Below are 18,064 nucleotides of genomic sequence, written 5' to 3' on the forward strand. Positions count from 1 at the left end.
ACCTCACCCACCCTCAGGCGCCCTGAAGGGGACCTACTTGATCCCGCTGCGCGCGAATCCGGCGATGAAGTACTTCTGGAAGAACAGGAACAGCAGCGCCATCGGTACGACGTTGATCAGCGCGAATGCCATCGTGGCACCGTAATCGCTGTTCGCCTGGCCCTGCAGGTACAGCAGGCCGATCGGCAGCGTGAACAGCTCGTTCTCCCGCAGGGCGATCAGCGGCCACGCGAAGTCGTTCCACGACTGCAGCAGGCTCATGAAGGCGAGTACGGCGATCAAGGGACCCGACAGGGGCAGCACGACGCGCCGGAAGATCTGCCAGTGCCCCGCACCGTCGAGACGCGCCGCTTCGAGCAGCTCGCGCGGAATGCCGAGCATGAACTGGCGCGCGAGGAACAGGCCGAAGGCCGACGCCGAACTCGGCAGGATCACCGCCCAGTACGTGCCGTACAGGCCGAGCCCGACGACGATGCGGAACAGCGCCACCATGATCACCTGCACCGGCAGCACCAAGGTGGCCAGCGCGATGAAGAACAACGGTGTGGAGAATCGGAAATTCAAGTGCGCGAACGCATATCCTGCGAGCAGGCTCGTGACCACGGTGATGATCGTGACCACGACGGCAATGGCGATCGAGTTGCCGAGCCACGTCGCGACCGGGAACGAATCGAACACGCGGGTGACGTTCTCCCACGTCACCTGGCGTGGCCACAACCGTAGCTCGCCCCCGCCCAGCAGCTCGCCGCGAGTCGAGAATGCCACGGCGAGCATCCAATACAGCGGTGCCACGGTGATCAGACCGATGACGGCGATGATCACGGTGCGCAGCACCATTGCCCGGCGAGCGGACGCGTTCCTCGGCCCGCTCATTCGACCAGATCCTTCGTTCGGCTCGCGCGCCACTGTGCGGCGGCGAAGGTGAGGGCGAACAGGAACAGCACCATGCCGATCGACGCGGCGTAACCCTGATCGCGGGTGACGAAGCCCGTCTCGTAGGCGTACGTGACCAGCACCGACGTCGCCCCACCCGGTCCACCGCCGGTGAGGACGAAGACGAGATCGAAAACCTGGAACGAGTAGATGACGTTGAGCACCAGTAGGAAGAACGACGTCGGCCCCAGCAGCGGCACCGTCACGTTGCGGAAGCGTTGAAATGCGTTCGCGCCGTCGAGCCTGGCCGCCTCGTACAGATCGGGACCGAGGCCTTGGAGGCCGGCCAGGTAGATCAGCATGTTCAGCCCGGTGCGCCACCACACCGTGGCGATGACGATCGACGCGAAAGCCGGTCCGGGCGAGGACTGCCAATCGATAGCGGGCAGCCCGAGGAAACCGATCAGATTGTTGAGCACGCCCGAGTTCTGGTCGAACACCAGAATGCCGATCAGTCCGGTCGCCACGCCCGAGACGGCCATCGGCAGGATCACCAGTGAGCGCCACAACGGCCGCGCAGGTAACGCGGAATTGAGCAGTACCGCAGCGATCAGACCGAACAGCATCGACAGCGGAGTGACCAACGCGGTGAACACCAGCGTATTGATCAGCGCTCGCCAGAACAGCGGATCCTCCACCAGGCGTGCGTAATTGGCCGCTCCGACGAACTTCCCGGCACCGAATCCGTCCGTCTGCTGCAGGCTGACCACGAACGCGGCGACGAGAGGAACGAGGACGAACACGGCCAACAGTGCATAGCTGGGGGCCAGGAATCCGGCGGCCGCGAACGCTTCTTTGCGCGCACCTGCCCGCTTGGGTGTGAGGTTCGGTGTGGCCGTCATGCGCCGGTGACCCCGGCGATTCCGGTCTGCAATGCCGACACGGTGGCAGCGGCGTCCTGCGAGCCTGCGAACGCGAGATCGAGTTGCTCCTTCAGCACCGGGATTATTGCCGACATCGACGGCGAGGCCACCTGAGCTGCATCCTGCGGCTGCACGGTGGTCGCTTGCGCCGCGAAGATCGGGGCCAGCTCCGACCGGATGTCGAATTCGAGGTCGGAGTTGAGCAGGTCGGTGCGCGTGGGCAGCAGGGAGGCGGCCTTGCAGAAGTTGCGCATCTGCTCCTGCTGAGTGACGAACTCGAGGAACGACGCCGCCAACTCGGGCTGCGAGGTCTGCGACGTGGCGACGAGTGCGTTGCCGCCGAAGTCGCCGCCGCCCCGGCGATCTCGTGGTGCATAGGTGGCCGTCCAATCGAAGCTGGCCGTGGCATCGGCGTCGGGCAATTGGAACGCACCCGACCAGACCATGGCCACCGACTGCGAGAACCACGCCTCGCTCGCGTAACTCGACGACGCGATGGTGTTGTTGGCAGGCACGTAGCCCTTCGAGAAGAAGGACGACGAGAATTCGACGGCCCGGCGCGCCTCGTCGGAGTCGATCAGTGGAGTCTTCTGATCCTCGGCCAGGAAAGACCCACCGGCCTGGAACAGCAGACTCAGCCAGCGAGTGACACCGTTGCCCTGCCAGTTGTAGGCCCACGGATACTTGTCGGTCGGCAGCGATGAACGCAGTCGATCGCCGATCGACGTCAACTCTTCCCACGTCCAGGCGTCGTCCAGACTTGTGGGAACCGAGTCGATACCTGCCTGCGACAACAGGTTTCGGTTCACCAGAATTGCCGAGGTGTCGGTGTGGTGCGGCAGGCCGTAGGGGATTCCGCCGTTCTGCACCGCGGCCCACGCCGTCGGCGTGAACTGATCCCGCGTGTCCGACGCCAACAGCGGCGACAGATCCAGCAGTTGGCCTCGGCCGGCGTATGCGCCGAACGTGTAATACGGAACGCGGAAGATGTCGGGTGGGTTGCCCGCCTGCAGCTGGGCGTCGATGTTGGTGAACATCTGCTCGTACGGCACCGCGTTGAGGGTGATCGTCGACCCGGGATTCGCCGCCTCGAATGCGCTGATCGAGTCGCGGAAGCCGGCCAACTCGGCATCGGTGCCCCACGTGGTGAACGTCAGTGTGCCCTCGGCCTGCTGCGACGGGCTGGACTTGACGAAGCCGCACCCCGCCAACAGCAGCGGCACGGCGGCGGCACCGGATCCGATCAGGAACGATCGACGATCGAGAGGCATGGCGGGGCTCCATTCACCGGCAGCGGCTGTACAGACCTACTGGTCCGCCGCAGGGTAACCACGACGGTCTCGGCCCAAACCCGGCGTTCAGCTGGTGATTCGGCCGGTGTCGTCGTACTCGATTCGCCGTGCGGTGTCGCCGAGGTCGTCGAGCAGAACGGTGGCCGCGACCGGGCGCCCGGGAGGGAGGAGCCGGACCGTCACGGACCCGGCGTCGGCACCGTCCAGGCTGTTCGACGCGGCGGCCACGATGCGGTCGCGTGCGTCGTCGTTCAGCGTGGCCGGGGCTCGGTCGTCGAGCATCATCACCTCGACCCCTCGGGCCCGTGCCGATCTCGCAGCGCGAGCGAGGTCGGGTCGCACCAGACCGCGGGCGCGCAGGGAATCGCGGAGTTCGGCTTCGAGCAACACGCACGCGAGGATCTCCTCCTCTGTGAGGTCGGGGCCGTCGGCTATGCGCTGAAGCAGCGGACGGGCCAATGCGTCGAGACTGGCCAGACGCGCGTCTCGTTCCTCGAGGACGGCAGCCGCGGCGGCTCGGGACGCGATACGCACCGTGGACTGCGTGCGCAACTCGAAGATTGCTGCGGCCAAGGGGCGGATGGTGAAGGCGAAGAATGTGGCCATCAACAGCGGAGCGACGTTGATGGCGCTGAACGAGAGCCCGTACAGCACGCCCTGGCCCGTCACGGCCGCCCACCCGATGGCGACGGCCATGGTCAGCACCAACCCGAGCCACGCGGCCGGTGTCCGGCCGCGGACGCACATGAAGGTGTAGATCACCACGGACATGCCCAACGGCCAGGTCTGCAGGCTTCCGGTCAGTGGTACCGGTAGCACCGCGAAGACCGCGGTCGCGGCGACCGGACCCGATACGGTGAGCAATGCTGTCGAGCGAACCCCCAATGGATCGCCCGAAGCGCCGAGCAACAGGGTGACGGCTCCCGCGAACACGAGAACCGCCGCGAACGGTGGCCACACCGCCGAGACCCCGTCGAGCGTCGCGCCGGCGCACACGGCACACGCGAGAACGAAGAACACTGCGACGGCATATGCGGCCGTCGACTTCATCGACAGCAGGTCGCGGATGTCCTGGCCGTTCATCCTTTCCAACCCAACCGCACGATGGTGCCGGCGCTGGAGGACTCGATGTCGGCCGATCCGCCGTCGAGCTGACGCATCCTGCCCTCGATGCTGACGGCGACGCCCAGTCGGTGGGGCGGCACCGAGCGCCGATCGAAGCCCGCACCGTCGTCACGAACGGTGACCTGCAGAGACGACGGGCCCACGCGGGCAGTGACCGATCGGTTCGACGCCGGTGCGTGAATTCGGCTGTTGCGCAGTGCTTCAGCGAGAGCTGCAGCGACGGATCTGACGACGTCGGCCGGGTAGTCCTCCGATCGTTCGGGCTCTTCCGCCTGTACGGTGAATTCGATCGACTCGTCGACCGTCGTTGCGGCGGAACGAAGCTGAGCGAGAGCCTCGTCGGCTGAGAAATTGTCGGAGACGGTACCGGTGGTCAGATCGTCCAGATGGGCGAGTGCCGACCGGGCCTGGCGGGCCAGACTCGGGGTGCGGCCATGGCGCGCGACGGCGAGCAGCGAGGACATGACCTCGTCGTGGATCAGCGCGTCGAACCGCTCACGCTCGACTTCGCGCGCGGAGGCCGCCGCCGCCCGTGCCGCGTCGCTGTGTGCTTCGGAGATGGTGGCATCGAGAATGCGTCCGGTGCGTACCGCGGCGAGTGTGGCCGCCACGAACACCGTGCAGAACATCATCGCGAAGAAGATCTCCGCAACGATGTTGCTGCGCGGGAACGGTTCTCGCAGAGCCTGATTGGTGAGTTGGACGATAACAACGCTGACGGTCATGTGGACGAACGCCGGAACGGGACGCCACACTGTGGCAGCGGCGAGCGCCGCAAGGCCGGGGAACGCCGCGAGAAATGTCCCGGCCTGATCGAAGGCGGTGCCGTCCCAGGCGGCCCACCACAGCAGGGCCATGATCGGGAATGCCGACGCCGCAACCGAACCGGCGATCCTGATGGCAGTGATGCTCGGATGAAAGGTGGAGGCTCCGAACGCGAAACCGCTGCCGAACACGACCACCACGGTGACCGGGGTCCACCAACCGGGAACTGCTTCGCTACTGCGCCCGATGTCGGGAATCAACAGCAGCAGATAGACCAGATAGCCGGTACCGACAAAACGGCCGAAAATTCTGATCAGTCGATCCGTCGAACGGTGCGCCGCGTCGGCTCCGGCCACCTGCTGCTCGTCGTCCATTCACCCCTCCGAGGGAGGAGTGTAAACCAAGGTCAGGCGTCTTCGGTGGTGGTCTGCTGCTCGATCTCGTGCGACCCGTCGGAGCTGGAGGACTCGGTGCGGGACGCCTTGGCGCGAAGCACCGCGACGATGACGGCGGAGATCGCCACGACCACTCCCGCTGCGATGTACGGCGCGGATGTGCCCGGCATGAGGCCCTCGAAGAACAGGACGGCACCGAAGACGAAGAACAGGATTGCAGCGCCGTACTGAATCATGCGCTCCGGCAAGTGCTTTCCGAGAACCGCACCGACGACAATGGCAAGCGCATCGGCCGCGACCATGCCGATCGTCGAGCCGATCCAGACGCCGACCCAGTCGTTGTCGGCAGCGAGAGTGACGGTCGCCAGCATCGTCTTGTCGCCCAGCTCGGCGAGGAAGAACGCCGAAGCGATCGCCAGGAAGGCGGACTTGGTGACGCGGGAGGCCTTCGCGCCTTCGTCGTCGGACAACGAGTCGCCGCGCAGCGTCCAGAGTCCGAAGATGACGAATGCGATGCCGCCGACGATCGATATGGCCTCGGTGGGGATCGACACGCCGAGGAAGTGGCCGACCGCGACGGACACGAGGTGCACGATCGTGGTGGCGACCGTGATGCCGCCGATGACGACGTACCACTTGTAGCGCAGAGCGAATGTCATGGCCATGAGCTGGGATTTGTCACCCAACTCGGCCACGAAAATGACAGCGAAACTCAACAACAATGCGGACAGCACAGCAGACTCCTCGGTCGTCGAACGGACCGAAGGTCTCGCCCACCGGAAGAACCGGTTCAGGTGCCGGGTCGCAGTTTTACGACCAGTATGTCGACACGTTGATTGGGGGCTACTCCCCTTCGCTGTAGACGACTCTAAGTGCCGTTTCGCGAATTGTCCAATGCGCCAATAAGTTTGGGCACCCGAAAAATCGTGTGCGGGGAGCGGTCAGGAGGCGAGGAGCATTGCCAAAACTGCGGTGTCGGGATCGCTGATCGGATCGAGGCCGACCCGACTGACCATCGATGTCACGGTGCCGTCGGATTCGGCCTCCACCCACGCAGCCCGGTGATCGAGGCCGAGATGCGGAAGACCCGGCAGCAGAACACAACCGGAGGCAGCGCCCGCGCACTCCGGAAGTGAGGGCGTCGTCTCCGACGGTGGATGCAACATCAGCAACGCGGCCGGCTGATGGGCCGAGAATCGTCCGGGTGCCAACGCGAAATCGCCGATCACCGGTCCCTCGGCCACCACCAGGCCGACCGTCCCCGGCTCGGGATCCTCGGGCAACTCCTCCCGCACCCCGAACACCGTCGACGTCGCCAACAGACCCGGCATCGACGCAACCCGAACGGTCAGCGCCAAAAACTGGGCCCACTCCTTGGTGGTGTCCGGCCAACGGCCGGAGATCACGAACCCGCGCAGCAGACCGGCGGCGTGAAAAGGCGAGACACCGATGAGATTTCGATCGTCCATTGCGCATCCCTCCCAGACAGGTACAAGGCAGAAGCCGGGTACACGACGTTGGGTAAGGAGAAGGATGACCCGAAAACGGCTGGCACACAAGATGGGGAGAGTGCCAGCCGAAAACGTAGCCGCCCCACGGCGGGTCGGCAGTCGATACGCTGCTGCGGTGAAAAACAGAGGTCGACGAATCCGCGGTGCGCGCACCTGGCGAGAACAGCACGTTGACCGTCGCGCGCGTGCGAGCCGACTCGTTGCGATACATGACCCAGGACGGATCGTTCCCGTACTCGGTTCTGGCCGATCTGGGCTACCGAGCCCCCGCGCAGCAGGATCGCGGTTCGGACGCGGTGCAGACCCTCGACGTCAGTCCGGAATTGATCGATGTACTGGCGGCCGACGACATCCTCCTGCTGATAGACGCCGGGACGGAGGATGCCGTGGCACAGCTACGACAGAACCCGCTCTTCACCGGTCTCGGTGCTCGGGTGATCGAGTTGCCGTCGAAGGATTTTCTCTTCGGCAACGTGCTGACCGCCCGCGCTCTGATCGACACCGCGTCGCAGATCGGGGGCTGACGTGCCTGCATCCGAACGCTGGGTGGGCTGCGCTGCGGTGGCGCGCGCGAGCAACGAGTCGCTCCGCGGAACAGCAGCGAGGGCCGAAGGGTGGGTATTGATCGAACATCGCGGCCCGTGGGGTCGCGAACCATGGGATCCGGAGGGTCCGTTGGGCCGGATCGGCACCGAACTCTCGCGGCGCTGCAAGGCCGTCGGCGTTCGCCCTCAACTCGTGCGAGAAACTCACGGCAGGCGTGAACCCACCGATACACGACGGGTGTTCCTGGTTCATTCGGGTCGCCGCAGTGCATGGCTGGAGCAGTACTCGATCGACACTCTCGAGCAAATACTTCGACTACCGCTCGAAGCCGCCGCCGAAGGCACCCCACCCGGCACCGGGACTCGCGTCGACCAGCGGCTGTACCTCGTCTGCACGCACGGCAAGAAGGACCCGTGCTGCGCGGTGCTCGGTCGGCCGGTAGCGGCTGTCCTGAATCGACCGAACGGGCGGGTATGGGAATCGACGCATCTGGGCGGGGACCGATACGCAGCAGGCATGGTGGCATTGCCGGACGGTAGCTATTACGGCAACCTCGACCCGGCAAACGCGCAGGCCGTGGTGGACGGTCACGACCGCGGGCAGCTCACCCTGCAGAACTACCGGGGCCGCTGCACCGACGACACGGCCGCTCAGATCGCCGAACACGCCGTACGAACCGAGTACGGCCTTACCGGAATCGACGACGTGCACCCGACCGAGGTCACCTCGTCCAGCGGCGGGTCCGATGTCGTCGTGGTGACAGCGTCGGGATCGGTGCAGGTACACGTGACGCCCGATCCCGAGACCCCGCGTAGGACGACCTGCCGCTCGGAAGCATTCGCGACGCCCGACCACGGCGTCACGTCGATTCGGTCGGTTCCCGCAGCCGGGAGCGCATGACTTTTCGAACGAGACAGGGCCACCGCAACGGATGCGGTGGCCCTGTCTGCGATTGCGCGACTTACGGCAATCTCGAAACCTACGGGAAGATCAGACCCGGGGTCTTCGAGGTGGCGGCCTCGAAACGAGCCTGGACGTCGGCCCAGTTGACGACGTTCCAGAACGCCTTCACGTAGTCGGCCTTGACGTTCTTGTACTGCAGGTAGAAGGCGTGCTCCCACATGTCGACCTGGAGCAACGGGATGATGCCCAGCGGCACGTTGGCCTGCTGATCGTAGAGCTGGAAGGTGAGGAGCTTCTTGCCCAGCGAGTCGTAACCCAGCACTGCCCAGCCGGAGCCCTGCAGGCCGTTGGCGGCAGCGGTGAACTGTGCGCGGAACTTGTCGAACGAACCGAACTGGTCGTCGATCGCGGCACCGAGCTCACCCTCGGGCTTGTCGCCACCGTTGGGCGAGAGGTTCTTCCACCAGATGGAGTGGTTCACGTGGCCACCGAGGTGGAACGCGAGGTTCTTCTCGTGCAGGAAGATGGCAGCGTGATCGTCGTTCTCGCGTGCTGCGGCGAGCTTCTCGAGGGCGGTGTTCGCGCCTGCCACGTAGGTGGCGTGATGCTTGGAGTGGTGAAGCTCGTTGATCTCGCCCGAGATGTGCGGCTCGAGGGCGGAGTAATCGAAATCAAGGTCGGGCAAGGTGTACTCGGACACGTGGTTCCCTTCTCTAACGACGCCGTACCCATCGCGTGATGCGGGCACGTTCGTCCTACTTCGGATCTTTCGTGGGGTTCAACCCAATCTCATTCCTACCCCTTGTGCAACCGTTGTAACCGAGATGCTTTTCTCGGAATAAATTCACGTGAACAAGGCAACGGAATTCGCGGCTGCGAATTCGCTCCGAATATCACGAAACAGTTGCGGAGCGGGTCTGGATTGGTCCTGAAGTTGAACGGAACCTAAACTCGCGGGTGTGGAAGGGGACCGACCGAGCCGAAATACGGTCGAGGACTCCGCCGTCGTGGAGCCGGTCACCGCGCCCCGAGTTCAGATGAACGGTGCCGACCTCCTTCGCGTGATCGCTGTTTTCGCAGTCCTGTACTCACACATTTCGTTCTATCTGATCGACGACATCGGCGGTGGCTGGTGGGTGATCGACGTGGTCAACACGGTCCTCATCCAAGACGCCGGACTGAACCTGCACCTGTCCTTCGTCGGCGTCAGTATGTTCATGCTGCTCACCGGCCTGCTGATCACCCGATCGGCGATGCGGCACTCGCGTCGGGACTTCATGGTCGCGCGTCTCGCCCGCCTGGTCCCTGCGCTCTGGTTCGCCGTCGCGCTGGCGGTCATCCTCGTCAAACTCGGCCTCAACGGGATGTTCAGCGGTCAACCCGGAATCACCAACGGCGAGGCCGTGCTCAGCTTTTTCCTCGGCGGCTTCTTTCTCCGACCCGAAGTTGCCGTCCTCGGCGTCACCTGGACGCTCGTCGTGCAAATCGTGTTCTACCTGTACTGCGTTGCCATGCGCGGGCCGCTGCGTACCCGACCCATCGTGGTGCCGCTGGTCGGAGCTGCATTGTGCGCTGTGGTCATCGCCTACAACCTGTACCTGCCGCAGCCCTACACGATCCCGTTCCTGACGAAGGTCGCGGGAGTACTACCGACCCTGTTCCTCGGCCAGATCATCTATCTCGGCTGGGCGAAACTGGTCGGCTGGCGATGGGTGGTCGTCGGCGTCATCGCGCAGATCGAAGTCATCCGGCTCTCCATCGACGTCCACACCTTCTGGATGGGCGACACCTACCTGTGGACCCTGCTGGTCATCACCGGCATCGTCCTGATCCTGGCCCGATACGACGGGCCCATCACCCGCTGGCCCGTCGTCCACTGGATCGGCACGCGTAGCTACGCGATCTATCTGATCCACACCCTCGTGCTGTACCGCATCTACGCCACCGTCGAGCCGCACCTGGGCCCCAGCGCCGCCGTGCTGGCCTTCCTCGCCGGCACAGCGGCACTCGCCGAAATCATGTACCGCTGGATCGAACTGCCCGCGGCTCGACATATCAGCTCGACCTACGCACGCCTACGTGCTCGATCCGCCGCCTGACCGAGGCCCCCTGGGTACTCGATGTGACATTTGGTGGCCTTTTCGGGGGTCAATGTCACGTTGAGTGGACTCGGGCGGCCGGTTTCTGGGGGTCAGAGCTGCGGGAGAACCTCGGAGGCGACGAGCTCGAGGTGATCGAGATCGGTGAGATCCATGGTCTGCAGGTACACCCGGGTGGCTCCGACGGCTCCGAAGCTGCCGATCTTGTCGACCAGTTCGGCGGGGCTGCCCGCGGCACCGTTCTCGCGTAACTCCGATACCTGACGGCCGATGGCGGCGGCGCGTCGAGCGATGTCTTCTTCGGTGCGGCCGCAGCACAGGACGAGGGCGTTGGAGTAGACGAGGGAGTCCGGATCGCGGTCGGCGGCAGTGCAGGCAGCGCGGACGCGACCGAACTGGGTCTCGGTGTCGGCCAGCGACGCGAAGGGGATGTTGAATTCGTCGGCGTACTTCGCGGCGAGTGCCGGAGTGCGCTTCTTTCCGCCGCCGCCGATGACGATGGGTGGGTGCGGGGTCTGCACCGGCTTGGGGAGCGCGGGGGAGTCCGTGACGGGGTAGTGCGTGCCGTCGTACGAGAACGTGTCGCCGACGGGGGTGTCCCAGAGTCCGGTGATGACGGCCAGTTGCTCTTCGAGCCGGTCGAAACGCTCACCGAGCGGCGGGAACGGGATGCCGTAGGCCTTGTGCTCGTCCTCGAACCAGCCGGCCCCGAGCCCGAGGTCGACGCGGCCGCCGCTCATGGCGTCGACCTGCGCGACGCTGATGGCCAGTGGCCCCGGGTAGCGGAAAGTGGCGGAGGTGACGAGTGTGCCGAGCCGAATGGTCGACGTCTCGCGGGCCAGGCCTGCCAGCGTGATCCAGGCGTCGGTGGGCCCGGGACCGCCGTCGCCGCTCATCGCGAGGTAGTGGTCGGATCGGAAGAATGCGCCGTAGCCGAATTCCTCGGCTGCTTTCGCAACGCGGAGGAGGTCGTCGTACGTGGCACCTTGTTGCGGTTCGGTGAAGACGCGCAGTTCTACGGACGGGAGGGGAGCCTGCGGAACGACCTGGGATGGGAAAGTCATGTTCGCCAGCCTAAACAGCGCCTCCACCGGACCGCAGACGGTCGCTGTGTCAAATCACCATCGATCCACAACCTGCGTTGGTACTCGGTACACCGCGAGACCGACTCGACGCTCTGACCTGTGGATAGAAACCGGCACAGGCCCCGATTCTGTGCATCAACCTGTGGATACTGTGGATAACTTCTGTGGCGTGAGTGACGTAGGTCATAGCGCCGCCTTGCTCGGGTCGTCGGGACACGGGTGGCAGCCTCGCGCGAGGCCGTGACAAGATCGAGGTGTGTCTCACCCCGAGCAGCCGCCCGCCGTCACCGTCGACCGACTTCCGGTGCCGTTTCCCGAGACGGCACTGCTGCTCGACGTACGTGAACCCGAGGAGTGGCAGGCCGGGCACGCGCCAGATGCCGTCCACATCCCGATGAGTGACATCCCGTCCCGCGCCGGTGAGATCGACAATCAATCCGAGGTCTACGTCGTCTGCAAAGCCGGTGGTCGGTCGGCCCGCGTCGTCGAATACCTGAACCGAGTGGGTTTCGAAGCGATCAACGTCGACGGTGGGATGCTCGCCTGGCAGGCCGCAGGTCGACCGATCGAACGCGACGACGACTCCCACGAACCGAGAATCATCTAGATGACGGCACCGCGGGGACGCGCACAGGCGTTCCAGGTCTGTGCCCGCTGCAGCACTCGCTGGGCGGTCGGTGCACGGCCGGGCACGTGGTGCCCCCGCTGCCACGGCGTCCTGCTCTCGCCGGTGTCGACCCAAGCGCCTGCGCAGGGCCGACGAAACTTCCGCTGGGTCGCACGACCGGCGACATCGCGCTCGACGTCCGCCCGCACGACTCGAACCGCAGCCCCGACGCCGACGCCGCACTACGATTCGACGCCTACCTGGGGCTTGCGTGACATCCCGCGCGATCCGGAGGCGAGTCGGCCGGTGGGACGCGTCGAGCAGTACGCCGCGAACGCGCAGTTGCTCGTCTTCGTCACCGCGCTGCTGCTGGCTCTCGGCGCGTTCGCCGAGGTGTTTCGCTACGGAATTCTGCTGTACAACCGCACCCGACTCGTCTCGCCGATCACCCTGGCCGTATCCGACGCGTTGGTGTACTTCGCCCAGGTCGGCTCGCTCGTCGTCGGCCTGTTCGCTCTCGTCGGCTCGTCGTGCTGGTTGATCCGGCAACGTCGGCTCGCTTTCGCCGCAGCGGGCGCGACCGATCCACGATCGGTGCGATGGATGCTGCTGTTGTCGATGCTGCCGCTGGTGCGCATCGTCATGCCCGGGGTGTATCTGACCGAGCTGGCCCGACTACGGGGTGACACCGAGGCCGACGTGCACCGCGAGCTGTTTCTGGTGCGCATCTGGTGGGGTGTCTGGGCCGCGAGCAATGCGCTGGTGGTCGTCCAACTGCTGTGGAATCTGCAGGGCAGCCTGCAGGCCCGGGCCGATGGAGTTCTCCTGTCGGCGGTCGTCGCGGCAGTAGCTGCGGGTTCGGCCGTGCTCACCCTGGCGGTGATGCGCCGATTCGAGGGCCGCACGCTGCGCGGATCGGCCCTGGCGCGTCCTACTCGATGGGTCATGGCCACGGGCAAGGTCACCGCCCCGAAGGCCACCGACATCGAGGCGACCGGTCCCGAGCGCTCGAAGGAAGAGCCCGCCGAGCACGAAGCGGTGACGGCGTCGTGAGTCCCGATCGCCGCGGCCCGCTCGTCGTCGCACATCGCGGTGCCTCGGCGGCCAAGAAGGAACACACCCTCGCGGCGTACGACCTGGCGCTGCGTGAGGGAGCAGACGGCGTCGAGTGCGATGTACGACTGACCAAGGACGGTCACATCGTGTGCGTGCACGACCGTCGTGTCGACAGAACCTCGAACGGCACCGGAATCGTCAGCGAGATGAATTTCGCCGAACTTGCGCAGCTGAACTACGGCGAGCCCGACGAACCCGCCGACCTCCTGACACTGCACGATCTCATCGCGCTCGTGCTCGACTGGACCAGCAAGCCGGTCAAGGTCTTCATCGAAACCAAGCATCCCGTGCGCTACGGCTCGCTGATCGAGAGCGCGGTACTCGAGGAGCTGGGCAAGTTCGGCATCGGTGCGCCCGCATCGGCAGACCACTCGCGAGCGGTCATCATGTCGTTCGCACCGTCGGCGGTCTGGCGGGTACGCCGCTCTGCCCCGATGCTCCCGACGGTGCTCCTCGGCGACAGTTCGCACTACCTCGGCGGAGGAGCGGCGACGACCGTCGGTGCCACCGCCGTCGGACCGTCCATTCGTGCGCTGCGCGAGCACCCGAGCATCATCGACCGCGCCGCCGCGTCGGGCCGGGCCAGTTACGTGTGGACCGTCGACGAGAAAGAGGACGTGGACCTGTGCCGCGAACTCGGTGTCGGATGGATCGCCACCAACCACCCCGGCCGAACGCGAGCCTGGCTCGAATCGAAGAACGTGTAGGTTTTCGGGCGTGGGTAAGAGCAAAAGAAACAGTGGACCGAAGCAGGGAAGCAACCGAGCGGCGAAGCTGGCGCAGCGTGAGGCCGAGCGCGCGAGCATCGACTCGGCGTCGGCCCGCCCGTTCGAGGGCCTGGCCGCCGAATGCGATCTGGTAGCGCTGCGCGAGTTCGTCCCGTCGGCAACGGCAACCGCGCCGATCACGGTGGACGGTCGCACCATCACGCTGGCAACGGTGCTGCCCGGTGCCGTTGCGGCACTGGTGCGCGAAGACGCGGGCACCGTCGAGGGATTTGTCGGCCTGCAGGTGCAGACGCAGTCGAAAGACGTTGCAGCAGATATCAGTAGCGCACTCGGCTGGGTGTCCACTGCTTCCGCGGGCGAGTCGCTCGAAGCCGCGAACATCACCGACAGCACCCCAGCGTTGACCGAGGTGCTCGACGCGTCCGCGCTGCTCGAGATCACCGTCCATCAGGACTTCAACTGGTGGATTCCCGAAAGTGCCACTCCCGCAGCCGATGTGACCGCCACTGTGGAGCGTGCGAATCAAGCGATCATGCCGTCGGCACGGATCGAAGCGGACGGCGTCGTCGCGGCCTGGTGGGTGGATGCGGGCGACAAGGCGCACATCCGCTGGGTTCGGCCGGAGAGCGAAGACGCTGTGATGCTCGCTCTCGCTCGGCTGCACGCTGCGGGCGATCTGCACCTGGGCGAGGGATCGCGCTACGCCGGTTCGTTCCGTACGCACGGATTGCTGGTGCCGGTGTTCGATCTCGATCCCGAGATGCACCCCACCGAATGGGCTTCGCCCACAAAGGAATTCGGAGACAAGCTGAGCGAAGCTCTCGCTGTCGACGCTCCGCTCACTGCAGCGCAGCTGCGCTCACGTGACGGCTTGCGCGGTCGTCAGGTCACGTTGCGCTGACGGCTTCCGGCCGGGATACGCGGTCGAGACGAATTGCTCGGAAACGCACATCGGGTGGCCGCCCGAACAAGAATCCTTGTTCGGGCGGCCACCCGTACGAGCGCGCTACTTGCGGCGGGATTTACAGCGATCCGCCGGCAACGGTGGGTGCGCCTGCGTCGGCGACCACGCTGGTGTTCATCTCGCGGGCAACGAACTGCTCGAGGTCGAACAGGTTGTGGCCCGCGCGATCTGCGATGTTGAGCAGGGTCTTCATGCTGGCAACTTCCTCGACCTGCTCCTTGAGGAACCACTGCATGAACTGCTCGCCGAGGTAGTCGCCCTCTTCGCGTGCGGTGCTCGCCAGCGCGATGATCTGGTCGGTGACGGTCTCCTCCTGCGCCAGCGCCAGGGCGATGGCCTCACGAGGATCGGTGAAGACGGACTTCGACGCGTCGACGCCGGTCAGCTCGACCGTGATGTCGCGATCGAGGAAGTACTGCACGATCATCATCGCGTGGTTGCGCTCTTCGACCGACTGCGCGTAGAAGTGCTTGGCCAGCTGCGGCAGGTCGACGTTCGCGAAGTAGACAGCGGTGGCGATGTACTGCTGCGAGGCGTTGAACTCGTTGCGAATCTGGTCGCGAAGAAGTGCATGGAACTTGGTGTGGCTGGTTTCTTTGATATCTACGCTCATGACGAGGACGATATGCCTGGTCAGAGGCGTTGTCATCCAAGTCGAACCTAATTGAGGCGAACGTAGCCTAATACAGTGGATCCTAAATGTCCGCTCTGAGCAGGGCGCAAGCTACGCGCTCCCTGCCTCTTTCGGGGCATTGGTGGCGCGGATCACCGATCCACCGATTTCTCGGGCGACGTACTGCTCGATGTCGAACAGGTTGGATTCGGCTCGCCGGACGATGTTGAGCAGACTCTGCATCGCCGCCACCTCCTCGACCTGCTCGGTGAGGAACCAGTGGGTGAACTGCTCGCCGATGTAGTCGCCCTCGGCCCGGGCAGCCCGCGCGAGCGCGGTGATCTGCTCGGTCACCGTCGTTTCCTGTGCCAGTGCCAATTCCACCGGCTCGACCACCGACTCGAACGCCGTCACCACGTCGCCGATGCTCGACGCGTCGACATCGAGTCGATTGTCGATGAGGAACCGGATCATCATCATGGCGTGCCGACGCTCTTCGGCGGACTGGGCGTAGAAGCGGGTGGCCAGCTGCGGTAGATCGTTTCGGTCGAACCACACCGCGATCGCGACGTACTGCTGCGATGCGGTGAACTCGTGCCGCACCTGAGCGCGCAGTAGATCGTGGAACGACGCACCGGGCGTCACGGCGGGCTGGGCAGACGGCAGTGTCATGGTCCACAACCTACCGGTCTCGGGTGGAGTGGAGCCTGCAGGAACGACCGATTCGGCGGCTCAGGGCCCGCCGGTCAGCAGATCCGGTGGAATTTCGCGATCCTGGGCGATGGCGTCGAAGAATGCCGGTGCGCGGGTGTCGTCCCACAACAGCACGTTTCCGACGTCGGAGTCCTGGAATCCGCCGACCGGTACCGTCGTGGTCACCGGACCTCCGCGCATCGCCCAGGCCAGCGCGGCGAGGTTCCAGATGTGGTCTCCCTCGTCGACGCTCAACGACGACGCCGTATCGGACACCAGCGGCCACAGCTTCAGTGGGTTGAGGAAAGTCGATGCGCTGGTGGCTTTTTCGAGCAGTGCGGACATGAATGCCCGTTGATTGTTCATTCGGTCGAGATCGGCCAGCGCGGTTGCGCGGGACCGCACGAACCCGAGCGCCTCGGACCCGGTGAGATCCTGGCAGCCGGCGGGAATGTTGATGCCCGCCAACGGATCGTCGATTGCGTTCTGCACGCACACGTTCACCCCGCCGACCGCGTCGACTATCCCGGCGAAGCCGCCGAAGCCGATCTCGGCGTAGTGATCGATATGCACCCCGGTCGCGCCTTCGACCGTCTGTACCAACAGTGACGGTCCACCGAATGCGAAGGCCGCGTTGAGCTTGTCTTCGCCGTTGCCCGGAATGGACACGTACGAATCGCGAGGCAGGCTGACCATCGTGGTCGCCCCGCTGCCCTCGGGAATGTGGATCAGGATGATCGTGTCGGTGCGGCTCGGGCCCACCTCGCCGCCGGTGGCCAGCGTGGCCTCCTGTTCCGGCGTGAGGCCTGCCCGTGAATCCGACCCGACGAGAAGCCAATTGGTGCCTGGAGTGTCTCCGACGCGACCAGGGTAGGAGGTGAGGGCGTCGACTCGCGTCAACGAGCTGTCGACGTAGTAGACGACGCCGCCGATTCCCAGCACGAGAACGAGCAGCACGATCAGGAAACGTCGACCCCAGCGTCTGCGCTTGCGCGGCTTCGCGACCTTGGGTGGGTGCGAATCTCGTTGTGGTCGAGCCGGTTGTGGTCTGGCGGGTTCCGGCCGGCGCTGTGCAGGCGCGGCGGGTTGCTTGCGCTCCTCGGTGTACGGCTCCGGCTGCTGGCGCGGGGCATACCCGGTGCGGCCCTGCTGCTCGTCCGCGGATCGTGAGTACTGACGCGTCGAATTGGGTGTATCGGGTGTATCGGACCGGGGTGTACGAGACTGTGCCGAACCGGGTTCCGGAGCCTGCGACCACGCCTGCTGGGCCGCGGCCGAGCGCGGCGGCCCGGCGACAGGCCGGCCGTCGCGCCGAATGAACTCGGTGCCTTCAGGTACCTGACCCGGTGGGACGGGGAGGCCGCGTGCCGGACGCTCGGGGTTGTACTGGCGCGGCCCTCGCTCGGGTGGCGGCTGGCCGGGGCGATACCCGCGAGGAGGCGGCGGCTGCTGGGCGGACGGCTGTCGGAAGGGCCGCTGGCCGGGTGGTCGATGGCCGGGGGACTGTTGGCCGGGGGACTGTTGGCCGGGCCGGTTGGGGCCAGGAGGCTGTTGGTTCGGTGACTGTTGGTTGGGGCGCTGGGGATTGGGGCGCTGGGGATTGGGGCGCTGCTGGTCGGGCGGCTGCCGGCGGGGTGGCTGCTGCGGGGGTTGCCCCTCGGCGCGACGAGGCTGAGCTGCTGGACCGGGCTGCGGTGGGCTGGGTCTAGCTGCTGGACCGGGCTGGGGCGCTGGATCGGGTCGGCCGTGACGACTCGGCATCGATCGGTCGGGCGGCGTGCGCCCCGGCGGGGTCTGACCTGGAGGGGGTGCCTGACCTGGAGGAG

At 65.6% G+C, this 18,064-nt stretch carries 19 protein-coding genes; 7 read left to right on the top strand and 12 right to left on the bottom strand.

Annotation, left to right across the window (positions count from 1 at the left end):
• Positions 1 to 33: 33 nt before the first annotated feature.
• The 7 genes from CH286_RS09425 to CH286_RS09455 all read right to left on the bottom strand — a co-directional run bounded on the left by CH286_RS09425 (position 34) and on the right by CH286_RS09455 (position 6,842).
• A complete protein-coding gene (locus CH286_RS09425; RefSeq protein WP_052058565.1) occupies positions 34 to 873 on the bottom strand; it encodes a carbohydrate ABC transporter permease in 840 nt (279 codons plus the stop codon).
• The gene (locus CH286_RS09430; RefSeq protein WP_094609025.1) at positions 870 to 1,775 is read right to left on the bottom strand and encodes a carbohydrate ABC transporter permease; all 906 of its coding nucleotides are present in this window, start codon (positions 1,773 to 1,775) and stop codon (positions 870 to 872) included. Before CH286_RS09430 ends, CH286_RS09425 begins: the two co-directional genes overlap by 4 nt.
• Positions 1,772 to 3,067, bottom strand: a complete 1,296-nt coding sequence (locus CH286_RS09435; RefSeq protein WP_094609026.1) for an ABC transporter substrate-binding protein — start codon at positions 3,065 to 3,067, stop codon at positions 1,772 to 1,774. Before CH286_RS09435 ends, CH286_RS09430 begins: the two co-directional genes overlap by 4 nt.
• Positions 3,068 to 3,154: 87 nt before the next feature.
• The gene (locus tag CH286_RS09440; RefSeq protein WP_094609027.1) at positions 3,155 to 4,171 is read right to left on the bottom strand and encodes a hypothetical protein; all 1,017 of its coding nucleotides are present in this window, start codon (positions 4,169 to 4,171) and stop codon (positions 3,155 to 3,157) included.
• The gene (locus tag CH286_RS09445; protein WP_094609028.1) at positions 4,168 to 5,352 is read right to left on the bottom strand and encodes a sensor histidine kinase; all 1,185 of its coding nucleotides are present in this window, start codon (positions 5,350 to 5,352) and stop codon (positions 4,168 to 4,170) included. The genes CH286_RS09440 and CH286_RS09445 overlap by 4 nt, the downstream gene beginning before the upstream one ends.
• Before the next feature lie 32 nt (positions 5,353 to 5,384).
• The gene (locus tag CH286_RS09450; protein WP_032380925.1) at positions 5,385 to 6,107 is read right to left on the bottom strand and encodes a TMEM165/GDT1 family protein; all 723 of its coding nucleotides are present in this window, start codon (positions 6,105 to 6,107) and stop codon (positions 5,385 to 5,387) included.
• A 207-nt stretch (positions 6,108 to 6,314) separates the two neighbouring features.
• A complete protein-coding gene (locus CH286_RS09455; RefSeq protein WP_094609029.1) occupies positions 6,315 to 6,842 on the bottom strand; it encodes a peptidase in 528 nt (175 codons plus the stop codon).
• A 185-nt stretch (positions 6,843 to 7,027) separates the two neighbouring features.
• Here CH286_RS09455 and CH286_RS09460 point away from each other — a divergent pair, with 185 nt between their 5' ends.
• Positions 7,028 to 7,408, top strand: a complete 381-nt coding sequence (locus CH286_RS09460) for a hypothetical protein (RefSeq protein WP_094609030.1) — start codon at positions 7,028 to 7,030, stop codon at positions 7,406 to 7,408.
• 1 nt (position 7,409) lies between these two features.
• Positions 7,410 to 8,330 (top strand): sucrase ferredoxin, encoded by a 921-nt coding sequence (locus CH286_RS09465; RefSeq protein ID WP_094609031.1) that lies wholly within the window; start codon positions 7,410 to 7,412, stop codon positions 8,328 to 8,330.
• Positions 8,331 to 8,409: 79 nt separating this feature from the next.
• Here CH286_RS09465 and CH286_RS09470 read toward each other — a convergent pair whose 3' ends face one another.
• Entirely contained in the window at positions 8,410 to 9,033 is a 624-nt protein-coding gene (locus CH286_RS09470) for a superoxide dismutase (protein ID WP_032380929.1), read from the bottom strand.
• Positions 9,034 to 9,370: 337 nt separating this feature from the next.
• On the opposite strand from CH286_RS09470, the gene CH286_RS09475 reads away from it, so the two are divergent.
• On the top strand, positions 9,371 to 10,432 hold the full coding sequence (locus CH286_RS09475; protein WP_094609114.1) for an acyltransferase family protein: 1,062 nt from the start codon (positions 9,371 to 9,373) through the stop codon (positions 10,430 to 10,432).
• 92 nt (positions 10,433 to 10,524) lie between these two features.
• Here CH286_RS09475 and CH286_RS09480 read toward each other — a convergent pair whose 3' ends face one another.
• Entirely contained in the window at positions 10,525 to 11,496 is a 972-nt protein-coding gene (locus tag CH286_RS09480) for an LLM class F420-dependent oxidoreductase (protein WP_094609115.1), read from the bottom strand.
• A 277-nt stretch (positions 11,497 to 11,773) separates the two neighbouring features.
• On the opposite strand from CH286_RS09480, the gene CH286_RS09485 reads away from it, so the two are divergent.
• Genes CH286_RS09485 through CH286_RS09500 form a run of 4 tightly spaced genes read left to right on the top strand, consistent with a single transcriptional unit; the run spans position 11,774 to position 14,869 of the window.
• Complete coding sequence (locus CH286_RS09485) at positions 11,774 to 12,124, top strand: rhodanese-like domain-containing protein (RefSeq protein ID WP_032381046.1); 351 nt, start codon at positions 11,774 to 11,776, stop codon at positions 12,122 to 12,124.
• On the top strand, positions 12,125 to 13,177 hold the full coding sequence (locus tag CH286_RS09490; protein ID WP_094609032.1) for a DUF4328 domain-containing protein: 1,053 nt from the start codon (positions 12,125 to 12,127) through the stop codon (positions 13,175 to 13,177).
• Positions 13,174 to 13,947 carry a glycerophosphodiester phosphodiesterase gene (locus tag CH286_RS09495; RefSeq protein ID WP_032401441.1) on the top strand — a complete coding sequence of 258 codons (774 nt, stop codon included), beginning with the start codon at positions 13,174 to 13,176 and terminating at the stop codon, positions 13,945 to 13,947. The genes CH286_RS09490 and CH286_RS09495 overlap by 4 nt, the downstream gene beginning before the upstream one ends.
• A 10-nt stretch (positions 13,948 to 13,957) precedes the next feature.
• Complete coding sequence (locus CH286_RS09500) at positions 13,958 to 14,869, top strand: DUF5926 family protein (protein ID WP_176458193.1); 912 nt, start codon at positions 13,958 to 13,960, stop codon at positions 14,867 to 14,869.
• A 121-nt stretch (positions 14,870 to 14,990) separates the two neighbouring features.
• Here the strand turns inward: CH286_RS09500 and CH286_RS09505 are convergent, their stop codons facing one another.
• The 3 genes from CH286_RS09505 to CH286_RS09515 all read right to left on the bottom strand — a co-directional run bounded on the left by CH286_RS09505 (position 14,991) and on the right by CH286_RS09515 (position 17,555).
• Positions 14,991 to 15,545, bottom strand: coding sequence for a ferritin (locus tag CH286_RS09505; RefSeq protein WP_032381166.1), 555 nt, complete (start codon positions 15,543 to 15,545; stop codon positions 14,991 to 14,993).
• A 111-nt stretch (positions 15,546 to 15,656) separates the two neighbouring features.
• Complete coding sequence (locus tag CH286_RS09510; protein WP_037152396.1) at positions 15,657 to 16,217, bottom strand: ferritin; 561 nt, start codon at positions 16,215 to 16,217, stop codon at positions 15,657 to 15,659.
• Between the two features lie 60 nt (positions 16,218 to 16,277).
• Positions 16,278 to 17,555 (bottom strand): LCP family glycopolymer transferase, encoded by a 1,278-nt coding sequence (locus CH286_RS09515; RefSeq protein WP_230592280.1) that lies wholly within the window; start codon positions 17,553 to 17,555, stop codon positions 16,278 to 16,280.
• Positions 17,556 to 18,064 lie beyond the last annotated feature (509 nt).

The organism is Rhodococcus sp. WWJCD1 (genome assembly GCF_002258735.1).
Taxonomy (GTDB): domain Bacteria; phylum Actinomycetota; class Actinomycetes; order Mycobacteriales; family Mycobacteriaceae; genus Rhodococcoides.

Bases quoted from the DNA above. Each gene is read 5' to 3' on its own strand.
- CH286_RS09425 (WP_052058565.1), bottom strand. From the start codon at position 873: ATGAGCGGGCCGAGGAACGCGTCCGCTCGCCGGGCAATGGTGCTGCGC.
- CH286_RS09430 (WP_094609025.1), bottom strand. From the start codon at position 1,775: ATGACGGCCACACCGAACCTCACACCCAAGCGGGCAGGTGCGCGCAAA.
- CH286_RS09435 (WP_094609026.1), bottom strand. From the start codon at position 3,067: ATGCCTCTCGATCGTCGATCGTTCCTGATCGGATCCGGTGCCGCCGCC.
- CH286_RS09440 (WP_094609027.1), bottom strand. From the start codon at position 4,171: ATGAACGGCCAGGACATCCGCGACCTGCTGTCGATGAAGTCGACGGCC.
- CH286_RS09445 (WP_094609028.1), bottom strand. From the start codon at position 5,352: ATGGACGACGAGCAGCAGGTGGCCGGAGCCGACGCGGCGCACCGTTCG.
- CH286_RS09455 (WP_094609029.1), bottom strand. From the start codon at position 6,842: ATGGACGATCGAAATCTCATCGGTGTCTCGCCTTTTCACGCCGCCGGT.
- CH286_RS09475 (WP_094609114.1), top strand. From the start codon at position 9,371: ATGAACGGTGCCGACCTCCTTCGCGTGATCGCTGTTTTCGCAGTCCTG.
- CH286_RS09480 (WP_094609115.1), bottom strand. From the start codon at position 11,496: ATGACTTTCCCATCCCAGGTCGTTCCGCAGGCTCCCCTCCCGTCCGTA.
- CH286_RS09490 (WP_094609032.1), top strand. From the start codon at position 12,125: ATGACGGCACCGCGGGGACGCGCACAGGCGTTCCAGGTCTGTGCCCGC.
- CH286_RS09505 (WP_032381166.1), bottom strand. From the start codon at position 15,545: ATGAGCGTAGATATCAAAGAAACCAGCCACACCAAGTTCCATGCACTT.
- CH286_RS09510 (WP_037152396.1), bottom strand. From the start codon at position 16,217: ATGACACTGCCGTCTGCCCAGCCCGCCGTGACGCCCGGTGCGTCGTTC.